Annotated in this window: 11 protein-coding genes and 1 pseudogene; 3 read left to right on the plus strand and 9 right to left on the minus strand. The window is 52.2% G+C overall.

Going from position 1 to position 10125, the window contains the following annotated elements; all coding sequences use genetic code 11:
- Window positions 1-63: 63 nt before the first annotated feature.
- The gene (trpA, locus tag R5H23_RS13820; protein ID WP_317215790.1) at window positions 64-876 is read right to left on the minus strand and encodes a tryptophan synthase subunit alpha; all 813 of its coding nucleotides are present in this window, start codon (window positions 874-876) and stop codon (window positions 64-66) included.
- The gene (gene trpB, locus R5H23_RS13825) at window positions 873-2099 is read right to left on the minus strand and encodes a tryptophan synthase subunit beta (RefSeq protein WP_211501442.1); all 1227 of its coding nucleotides are present in this window, start codon (window positions 2097-2099) and stop codon (window positions 873-875) included. The genes trpA and trpB overlap by 4 nt, the downstream gene beginning before the upstream one ends.
- Before the next feature lie 178 nt (window positions 2100-2277).
- Here trpB and R5H23_RS13830 point away from each other — a divergent pair, with 178 nt between their 5' ends.
- On the plus strand, window positions 2278-3327 hold the full coding sequence (locus R5H23_RS13830) for a CorA family divalent cation transporter (RefSeq protein WP_317215791.1): 1050 nt from the start codon (window positions 2278-2280) through the stop codon (window positions 3325-3327).
- Here the strand turns inward: R5H23_RS13830 and R5H23_RS13835 are convergent.
- The 5 genes from R5H23_RS13835 to alr all read right to left on the minus strand — a co-directional run bounded on the left by R5H23_RS13835 (window position 3324) and on the right by alr (window position 7673).
- Window positions 3324-3764, minus strand: coding sequence for a DUF934 domain-containing protein (locus tag R5H23_RS13835; RefSeq protein WP_317215792.1), 441 nt, complete (start codon window positions 3762-3764; stop codon window positions 3324-3326). The two genes, R5H23_RS13830 and R5H23_RS13835, sit on opposite strands and share 4 nt — an antisense overlap.
- Window positions 3751-5424 carry a nitrite/sulfite reductase gene (locus R5H23_RS13840; protein ID WP_317215793.1) on the minus strand — a complete coding sequence of 558 codons (1674 nt, stop codon included), beginning with the start codon at window positions 5422-5424 and terminating at the stop codon, window positions 3751-3753. The genes R5H23_RS13835 and R5H23_RS13840 overlap by 14 nt, the downstream gene beginning before the upstream one ends.
- Window positions 5421-5738, minus strand: coding sequence for a DUF2849 domain-containing protein (locus R5H23_RS13845; protein WP_317215794.1), 318 nt, complete (start codon window positions 5736-5738; stop codon window positions 5421-5423). The genes R5H23_RS13840 and R5H23_RS13845 overlap by 4 nt, the downstream gene beginning before the upstream one ends.
- 237 nt (window positions 5739-5975) lie before the next feature.
- Window positions 5976-6422, minus strand: a complete 447-nt coding sequence (locus R5H23_RS13850; protein WP_064274282.1) for an Rrf2 family transcriptional regulator — start codon at window positions 6420-6422, stop codon at window positions 5976-5978.
- A 126-nt stretch (window positions 6423-6548) separates the two neighbouring features.
- Window positions 6549-7673, minus strand: a complete 1125-nt coding sequence (alr, locus tag R5H23_RS13855; protein ID WP_215767284.1) for an alanine racemase — start codon at window positions 7671-7673, stop codon at window positions 6549-6551.
- A gap of 111 nt (window positions 7674-7784) precedes the next feature.
- Between alr and R5H23_RS13860 the strand changes: the two genes are divergently transcribed.
- Both R5H23_RS13860 and R5H23_RS13865 read left to right on the plus strand, forming a co-directional pair.
- Window positions 7785-8258: an Lrp/AsnC family transcriptional regulator gene (locus R5H23_RS13860; RefSeq protein ID WP_086633062.1), complete on the plus strand. Its 474-nt coding sequence runs from the start codon at window positions 7785-7787 to the stop codon at window positions 8256-8258.
- A gap of 88 nt (window positions 8259-8346) precedes the next feature.
- Complete coding sequence (locus R5H23_RS13865) at window positions 8347-8577, plus strand: bacterioferritin-associated ferredoxin (protein ID WP_215767352.1); 231 nt, start codon at window positions 8347-8349, stop codon at window positions 8575-8577.
- Between the two features lie 47 nt (window positions 8578-8624).
- On the opposite strand, the gene bfr is transcribed toward R5H23_RS13865, so the two are convergent.
- Both bfr and R5H23_RS13875 read right to left on the minus strand, forming a co-directional pair.
- On the minus strand, window positions 8625-9113 hold the full coding sequence (bfr, locus tag R5H23_RS13870; RefSeq protein ID WP_086633061.1) for a bacterioferritin: 489 nt from the start codon (window positions 9111-9113) through the stop codon (window positions 8625-8627).
- Between the two features lie 457 nt (window positions 9114-9570).
- A pseudogene (locus R5H23_RS13875) lies at window positions 9571-9991 on the minus strand (transposase); the annotation flags it as partial.
- Between the last annotated feature and the right edge of the window lie 134 nt (window positions 9992-10125).

Below are 10125 nucleotides of genomic sequence, written 5' to 3' on the forward strand. Positions count from 1 at the left end.
AAATAAAAAAAGCGCATCAGAGAGACCCCTGATGCGCTCCAAATTCACCACCCGAAACAGGTTTCAACCCCGAACGGCCGCAGACAACTCAATAAGCTGCTTCAATACGGATGGAACCGTCTTTTCCGTCGCCTGCCCCTCAGACAACGTCTCCGCCATCGTCTTGATCAAAGCAGACGCCACAACAGCCGCATCACCAATCCGGGATGCCGCCCGCGCCTGCTCAGGCGTCGAAATCCCGAACCCGATCGCAACCGGCAGATCCGTCGCTTCCCGAATCTTCGGAAGAGCTTCCTCAAGTTGCGCCTGACTGGCACTCCCCGTCCCCGTGATCCCCGTGATGCTCACATAATACACGAAGCCTGAGGCATCTTTCAGCACATGGAACAAACGCGTCCGGGACGTCGTCGGCGCCACGAGAGAAATGATATCCAGCCCAGCCGCCCGCGCATGGGCATCCAGCAGATCCGCCTCTTCCGTCGGCATATCCACGACAATGATGCCATCCACACCCGCCTGAACCGCATCAAAGCAGAATTCCGCTGGCCCGTAGCTATCAATCGGGTTCAGATATCCCATCAGAATAATCGGCGTCTCGGCATCGGTCTCCCGGAAAGACCGAACCATCTCCAAAACGCCACCCAACGTCGCGCCGGCTTTCAGCCCCCGCAGTGCCGCAGCCTGAATCGTCGGACCGTCCGCTGAAGGATCGGAGAACGGCACACCAATCTCGATCAGATCCGCCCCCGCAGCTGGCATCGCCTTAAGCAGCTCAAGCGAGGTCTCATAATCCGGATCAAACGCCTGAAGATACGGAATCAGTGCACCCCGTCCCTCCGTCTTGAGGGCTTCAAAACGGGCTTTGATACGGCTCACAGGTTCACTCCCAGATGGCTCGCCACAGTGAAGATATCCTTGTCTCCACGGCCAGAGACGTTCAACACGATGATCTTGTCCTTCGGCATCTCCGGCGCAATCTTCATGACATGCGCCAGTCCATGGGCGCACTCCAGAGCCGGAATAATGCCTTCCGTCCGCGTCAGAAGCTGGAACGCATCCAGAGCCTCCTGATCCGTCACACCAACATACTCGGCACGGCCAATATCATTCAGCCAGGAATGCTCCGGCCCAATCCCCGGATAATCCAGCCCCGCACTGATCGAATGCGCCTCTTCGATCTGACCATGCTTGTCCTGAAGCAGATACGTCCGGTTACCATGGAGCACTCCCGAGCGCCCACGGGAAATAGATGCCGCCGTCTTGCCAGAATCCAGTCCAAGCCCAGCAGCCTCCACACCAATCAGACGCACATCCGCATCATCAAGGAACGGATGGAAAATCCCCATTGCGTTTGAGCCGCCGCCAATGGCCGCAACAATCACATCCGGCAGACGCCCCTCAGCCCGGACAATCTGCTCCTTCACTTCCGTACCAATAATGGACTGAAAATCACGAACCATCTCAGGATACGGATGCGGCCCCGCAACCGTGCCCACCAGAAAATATGTATCCGCCACATTCGCAACCCAGTCGCGCATGGCTTCATTCATGGCATCCTTGAGTGTCCCGGCCCCAGCCGTCACCGGCTTTACCTCAGCCCCAAGCAAATGCATGCGGAACACGTTGGGCTTCTGACGTTCAACATCAGTTGCGCCCATGTAGATGACGCATTTCAGCCCAAAGAGCGCACAAACCGTCGCCGTCGCCACACCATGCTGGCCAGCGCCCGTCTCAGCCACAATCCGTGTCTTGCCCATCCGTCGGGCGAGCAGGATCTGCCCCATGACGTTGTTGAGCTTGTGCGAACCTGTGTGGTTCAGCTCCTCACGCTTGAGATAAACCTTTGCACCACCCAACTCTTCCGTCAGGCGCTTCGCAAACCACAACGGGCTCGGACGGCCAACATAGTCCCGGTAATAGTAGTCCAGCTCCTCACGAAACGCTGGGTCAGCCTGCGTCGCGCGATACGCCTCCTCCAGTTCAAGAACCAGAGGCATCAGCGTTTCCGCAACAAAGCGTCCACCGAAGACGCCAAACCGGCCACGCTCGTCCGGTCCGGAACGCAGGGAGTTAGACAAGGAAGATAAAGGGGTCGTCATACCGGGCTCTGTTCCGCTTAAAGGGCTAACCAGCGATACCAAGGCCAGACGGGAACGTCCATCCACACCATTTTTAAGAAACCACCCTTACCGAATTCTCGGCAGCCCCCTTGCACAGAGCGCATCCTCAAGACATGAGTCAGAACACCTCCTGCCTCCGACCAAGGATCTTTCTCTGATGCTTCTCGCCCGGCCCGCCGGCACACCGGCCCGCGAGATCGGCCCGGACGTCGATATCAATGCCACGAACTGGATTGACCTCATCAATCCAACACATGATGAAATTACAAAAGCCGAGACACTCCTTGGGGTTCACATTCCCAAAATGGAAGAACTGGAAGAGATCGAAAGCTCATCCCGCCATTATGAACGGGACAACTGCCTCTATCTCTCCACTCCCCTTGTACGCCGTGCGGATGACGTCTCGTTTTCCAAACCCGTCGGTTTCATCCTGACGGAAAAGAGAATCATCACGGTCCGCTATACGGATTATTTCGCATTTGATCTCGTAGGAGGAAAGCTGGCCGAATATCCGGCAGGCAAGGTCTCGCCGTCTTCAACGGAACTGCTGGTTGAACTGCTCGAAGAGATTATCAACCGTCTGGCTGATATCCTCGAAGGCCTGGGGCGCACTCTCGACACCATTTCCCGCCGCGTCTTCAACGCCGAGCAACCGCGCGATCGCGCACGCGTGGGCGCCATGCTTCGCGAAACCCTGCGCCGCCTCGGATATGCCGGAGATCTGGCCTCAACAGTCCGGGACAGTCTCCTCGGCATCGACCGTGTTCGTATCTATCTGGAAGATTACATCAGCCAAAGCCTGCAAAAGGCCAAGGATCAGGGCACGTCTCCTCTTCCTGCCAGAGATACTGCCGGGAAATCACCAACGCCGGCTGACACATTCAAATCACGCCTCAAAGTCGCAGGCCGCGACATCGCTTCCCTGAGCGACTTCGATGCCCAGATCGTCAGCAAGGTCCAATTCCTTCTGGATGCGACGTTGGGCTTCATCAGCATCGAACAGAACGACGGAATGAAAGTCCTCACCGTCGCCAGCTCAATCGGGATCATGCCAACGCTGATCGCAGGCATCTACGGCATGAACTTCAAGGACATGCCGGAGCTTACCTGGAAATATGGTTACCCTTACGGCCTTACCTTGATGGTTCTATCCACCATCCTGCCGCTCTTCTGGTTCTGGCGCCGTGGATGGTTCGGAACCCGTTAGGAATCTTCTTCAATCCGCAGGCCGCCCTCAACAGGACGAAAAGGCAGAACAGATCGCTGATATGCTACCGGGAAACGATGGAGCTGTTTTTCCCACAGTTCCACGTCACTTCCCTCCGGCAAAACAACGTTGTCTACGCCACACCGCTTGAGGAAGGCCGCCTGATCTGGAAGGACATGTCCTTCCGCACGAATTTCTCCCGAAAAGCGGAGGTACTCCCGCAATTCCCGCGCCTGCGTAAACACACGCCCATCACGGAAGATCGGAAAGCACAAAACAACCAGTTCAAGCCGGTTGAGATACGGTTTCAGCGCCGTCGCATCATCAGCAATATCCAGAAGAACAGCACGTGCTTCTGTATTCTCTGCCAACTCTGAAAGCGTTACCAATGCCTCATGAAACTTGGCAGGACGCTCATTCAGCTCAAACAGTTTCATAAGCTGCCTCCTTGAAAGGAACGTCCCCGAGTCGATCCAACGTATCGAGGAACGTCTCGCCCCTCTGCCTTATACCGAGGTAGCAATCCACCAACCGGGCAATCGCATCAACCGTATCGTCCTCCGGAAGCGCTGGCCCGAGAATGGTTCCAATGGAGGCCCCGTTCTCTGCCCGGCCGCCCAAAGTAATCTGGAAGAACTCTTCCCCGCGCTTGTCCACACCCAGCAAACCAATATGACCCGCGTGATGATGGCCACATGCATTGATGCAGCCTGAAATATTGATCCGTAGCGCGCCGATTTCTGCCTGCAAGGTGGCATCCCCGAACCGGGCACCCAGCTTCTGGGCAATCGGAATGGAACGTGCGTTTGCCAGAGCGCAGTAATCCAGCCCTGGGCATGCCACGATGTCCCCGATCAGACCAATGTTTGCAGATGCCAGATCCACTTCTTTCAGAGCCTGCCACAGATCATACAGCCGGTCCTGCCGAACATGTCCCAGCACAATGTTCTGAAGATGCGTAATCCGCAGTTCGCCAAAGGAATATGCGTCAGCCAAATCGGCCAGACAGTCCATCTGGGCAGACGTGGCATCTCCCGGAATTCCTCCGGCAGGCTTGAGCGAAACAACCGCTATAATATGACCCGCATCACGGTGCGGATGCGTATTGCTTCGAACCCAAAGATCAAACTCCGGATTAGCCTCACGTCTGGCTGAGAGCTCCTGAGAGGCGTTATCCGGGGCTGAGAGTTCCGGAACAGCAAAACGCGCGCGGATCGCATCCACCATTTCAGGTGTCAGACGGTAATGCTCCAGATCCATCTGCTGCAACTCAGCTTCGACAGCCTCACGATAAGCGTCAATGCCCAGAGCCTGAACCAGAATCTTGATCCGTGCCTTGTAAATATTGTCGCGACGTCCGTGCGCATTATAGACACGGACAATCGCTTCGAGCGTTGCAAGCAGACGCTCTTCAGGCACAGCGTCAAATATCTCCTGCCCGATAATGGGCGTGCGGCCTAAGCCTCCTCCCACAAAGATCCGGAAGACAGGACGCCCGTCCGCGCCACTACGAGCCAGAATTCCAATATCATGGAAACGAGCAGCAACCCGGTCATTCGGACTGCCAGAAATAGCAATCTTGAATTTCCGCGGCAAAAACGTGAATTCGGGATGCAATGTGGACCACTGACGCAGAATTTCCGCATGCACACGCGGATCCACGACTTCATCCGCAGCCGCACCAGCAAATTCGTCAGACGTCACATTCCGGATGCAGTTTCCGCTGGTCTGAATGGCATGCATGTCCACCTTCGCCAGATCGCGCAGAATGTCCGGAGTTTCTTCCAGCTTTATCCAGTTAAATTGAATATTCTGACGCGTGGTAAAGTGCCCATAATCACGATCGTACCGACGTGCGATATGCGCGAACATCCGCATCTGCTGACTGTCGATCGTTCCATATGGAATAGCGACCCGCAACATGTAAGCGTGAAGCTGAAGATACAGACCATTCATCAGCCGCAGCGGCTTGAATTCGTCTTCACTCAAGCTTCCATCGATACGGCGCATTACCTGCCCGGAAAACTCGTCAATGCGAGCGGCCAGAAAATCGCGGTCAATCTGATCATATTGGTAATGGCCAACAGGAGCGTTCATTGCCCGGCCTCCACTGAAAATTCCGGATGTACAGTTGGACCATGCGCACGAATTCGCTCACGCACCGTCACAGGTTCCGGAGGATCAACGTCGCGTACAGCCACTTCATATATACCTACGACACCATCCTGCTGGGCACGCGCCTGCGCTCCCTCAAGAACATCGCTCACGGCGTCAGCATCCAGTTTTTCCGCTGCCCCAACTCGAGCCGCCCAATGTCCATCATGATCGCGCCAGACGATTCTTCCGTCCAGAAGGCGATTAGCCGTCAAAACAAGCTTCTCACCTGCTCCAACACGAACTGGTCGTTTCATAATGCCCCCCGCAGGAACGAAACTGACATAGGATAAACCATCAACTCGCAGGTTTCCCCTTGCATGACATCAAAAGAAGCTCCGAAGACCTTCTCAACGTAATGCAGCGAATGAAAAAGGACTGAGCGTAGCAACGAAAAATTCACCATAACGGATCAAATAATGATCCATTATGGTGAATTCTCCAACCTCAATCAGCAAATTTTAGTGATAATTTTTTATAACTAATTTTTTTAGTTATATTGAGAAGGATATAGGAGCTCGATTAGGTCGCTGCATTCCCGCTTCCTCAGCCTGACGCAACAACCCTTCCAAGGTCACAGCTTCCATTTTTTTGGCTAGCTCAACATTCATTGAAGCCCAAAAAGGTTCAAGAACCTTCTCTATTAACGGATTGGCTGCTTCCCCATCGGGGGCGTGTTCTTCGGTAACGGCCTGAACAATCTCATGCACCGTAATCGTTCGTGGCGGACGCCCCAACCGATACCCGCCTTTAGGCCCTCGCACACTGTCCAGAAGTTTTTCTCTCGAAAGAGCCTGAAGAACAGGCTCGATCCCGCGACGCAGCATATTACCCCGCTTGGCAATATCAGCGCCACTCACCACACCGGAACGCCCCGCGTGAAAAGCAACATCCAACATGATTGAAACAGCTGTCAGGGCACGATCGCGGCGGAGATACATGAATTTTCCGAATTCAACGCAAAAGAAAGGGCACTTGAACAACTTGCGATGCTCATTCGTGTATTTGGGTCTTTCAAACAGCCCTGTCAATCATTGAAACGGAATTACACCCTCAATCGGATGACTCTACTCCACATATTCGCGATAATATCGCCCACCTAGAGAAGTCAAAATTTCATATCCGATAGTTCCCGCAGATGCGGCCACATCATCAACGCTTCTGCGTGGCCCGATCAAATCAACATACATATCTGCGTGCAGCTGAGATTCCGGAACGGCTGAAACATCCAAGGCCAAGGAATCCATAGAAACACGCCCTACAATAGGGAGGGCAATATCTCCCAGCCATGCACAACCTGTCCCGCTATTATGCCTGGAAAAACCGTCTGCATATCCCACGGCCACAGTCGCAATACGGCGCGGTTTCTCAGGACGGTAGGTCAAGCCGTACCCAACAGCATCGCCTACCTCCACATCCCGCAATTGAAGAACACGGGCGTGAAGAGAAACAACCTGCTGCAAGGGATTAGGCAGTTCAGCGTTAGGAGCGATTCCATAGAGAGCCGCGCCAGGCCGAACCAAATCCATATGGTACTCCTTACCAAGGAATATTCCTGAAGAAGCCGAGAGACTCAAAGGGGCTGCCGGCATTAAGGCCGCCATGTCCCGAAATCTTTGGCGCTGGATTTGGTTGGCTGCACTGGCTGGATCGTCCGCACAAGCCAGGTGGCTCATCAACAACCCAAGACTGATTCCGTCCAAAAGAGTTTGATCATCAGAAAGCTTCCTGACATCCGCCCATGAGAGACCAAAGCGGGACATCCCACTATCCAGCTGGATAACAGCCTCCAGAACGGCCCCCTCTCGCGCAGCCTCGCGTTTCCAAAGATCTATTTGTTCAAGACTATTGAGAACAGGCCGAAGTCCGAAATAGACACACTCAGCTGCCGCCCCCGGCCGTGGCCCATGCAGAACCGTAATTCGGGTCTCGGGTGAGACAATCTGACGTAGAGCGATTCCCTCATCAACATGAGCGACAAAGAATTCTTTTGCGCCTTCCCGTTCAAGAATAGGTGCCACTTGCTCAGCACCCAACCCATAGGCGTCCGCTTTCACAACAGCGGCACAAACTGCCGTTCCCACCCTATCCCTCAAAAAGCGATAGTTCTTGGCTATAGCCTTGAGATCAACTGTAAGAGTGGCACCCGCCCGGGAGGCAGGCCAAAGGTGAGGAGCTGATAAGATCGTCATACGTCACTCTATCGCAAATCGAAATGAAATTTCCTGCATAAATTCAGCATATTCTTCAGTCTCAAACGTTATATATGCAGCATATAACCAAGGAAGACGGAAAATTGTGACATGATCTTCGATCGCACCACCGAATCCATTCTTCGCCTTCTGCAACATGACGGCCGTATGAGCAATGCGGACCTCGCGGAACGCGTTGGTCTTTCACCCTCAGCATGCCTGAGACGTGTCAAAATGCTTGAAGAGAAAGGCGTCATCCGAGGTTATCATGCCGTCATCGACGATCGGTCTGTACATAACCTGACAACAGTCATTGTACAGATAACCTTGGAGCGCCTGACGGACGAAGCTCTAAGACGCTTTGAAGCCCGCATTAAGGAATGCGCCGACATTCGTGAGTGCTACCTGATGACTGGTGAAGCAGACTATCTTCTGCATGTGGCAGCCCGGGACCTGGCAGACTACGAACGCATCCACAAAGAAGAACTCTCTCGCCTTCCTGGTGTGATCCGCATTCACAGTAACTTCGCCATCAGGCCAGTTGTGCAGCGTTGGAGCACTCAAAACATAGGCCAGACAACATAAGAAAATTTTAATCGAACTGCATTTGCGAACTAATCTCATTTGGCGTATAGAAAATTATTGCCTCATGATAGGACGCCACGAGCAGCTCATGATCATTTGTTCATGTAACGCACTTTCCCACAAAGACGTCGAGTCGGCGATTAATGCCGGAGCATCTCGACCCTCGGAAATTTACACTGCCAAGAAGTGCCGTGCTCAGTGTGGGAACTGCGTTCCAGGAATGGTTTGCCTTTTAAAGCAAGCCATTCAGGAGCGGAGAAATCTCGGTCTGGCAAATACCAATACCGCACAGCCAACAACGCAAAACGTGTACTGCTAATTTAAATCAAAAAAAATGCCCGGGATTTCCGGGCATTTTCAAAGAACTTAGTCTTGATCAGGTGCTGCGGCAGAATTTGTTTGAATGTACCGCTCAATTCCGACCTGCTTAATCAGGTCAAACTGACGGTCAATAAAGTCTTCATGCTCTTCTTCATTTACAAGAATCTTAAGAAGAAGGTCGCGGGAAACATAATCTCGTACGCTCTCACAATACGCGATACCTTCACGAAGATCTTCAAGAGCTTTCTTCTCAAGCTTCAGATCACATTCGAGAATTTCTTCAACGCTCTGCCCAATCAAAATTTGATTTAGACGCTGAACATTGGGCAAACCACCCAAGAAAAGAATGCGCTCGATCAGCCAATCGGCATGATGCATTTCTTCAATGGATTCTTCGTATTCTTTCTTACCGAGTAGCGTCACACCCCAGTGCCGCAATGTACGTGCGTGCAAAAAATACTGATTGATGGCCGTCAACTCGTTGGTTAACTGCGTGTTCAGATGCTCGATGACTTTAGGGTCTTTAATCGCCACGGGATGATCCTCTTCGTTATCTTGATTCGCCATCCATACACCAAAAGAAAGTAGATAACAAAAATAAGTTCAATATAACTGTTTATAAAAATAATATACATTCTCATTTGGAATTTTATATCAATATAAATTAAATAGTTTACATTATTTATTATAAATTTCATAATAGTATCATATATTTTTAAGCCAATTTTGTAGTATATATATTAGTTTTATTTACAAAATAATTTTAAGGTATTTTTTCTCTTCCTTAAATTCAATCTAATTTTTCCATTTATTTTCTGAAGTACCAAGGCAAATCATAATTCCGATGCTAAAGATTGATCATTTTATAATTCATCTCGATATTAAAAAAAACTGCACTGAAATCAAATCGATCCTTCTGTAGCCACATTGAACCGTATCCGGCCTTTCAGGCGGGCACGGATTTTTCTAATCTTCAGCCTAGGCCCAAGGCTCATATCCAGAACATGACGGTTGCGACGCGGCGAATGGCTGAGAAGAAGACATGCGGGGATCTGTCGTAGCAGCGGGGTACGACCCGCCGCCAGTTCTTAAGCCTTCCGAACATGATTTCGATGCGGTTGCGGCGTTTGTATTTCTGCCTGTTGTATTTGACAGGTCTCTCGTGAGATCTTCGTCTTGGAATGCAGGGCTTTATGCTGCCTTTCTCTTCCAGGGCATCCCTAAACCGGCTGGTGTCATAACCCCGGTCTCCCAGCATCCATTGTGCATCAGAAAGGCTGCCCAGCAGGGCAGCGGCACCAGACGGCCCGGATCCCTTTTTTAGCCCCAGGCTCGAAGCCGCACGGTGTGCCTTTGAGGTAAGTCACATCAATCATAATGGTCTGAGGCTCTGCCTTTCCGGCAGCCAGACCGCCATGACAGTTGCTCTTTATGCGCGTTCTTCTTCAGACAACCAGCGGGATGCATCAACAAAGTGATCAATGTCCGTGGCGACCTTGCCGGCCATCTGACGGTTGCGTCGGGTGGACGAACGAAAACCCCAAGC

The sequence above is a fragment of the Gluconobacter sp. GP1 genome, assembly GCF_032913585.1.
Taxonomy (GTDB): Bacteria; Pseudomonadota; Alphaproteobacteria; order Acetobacterales; family Acetobacteraceae; genus Gluconobacter; species Gluconobacter cerinus.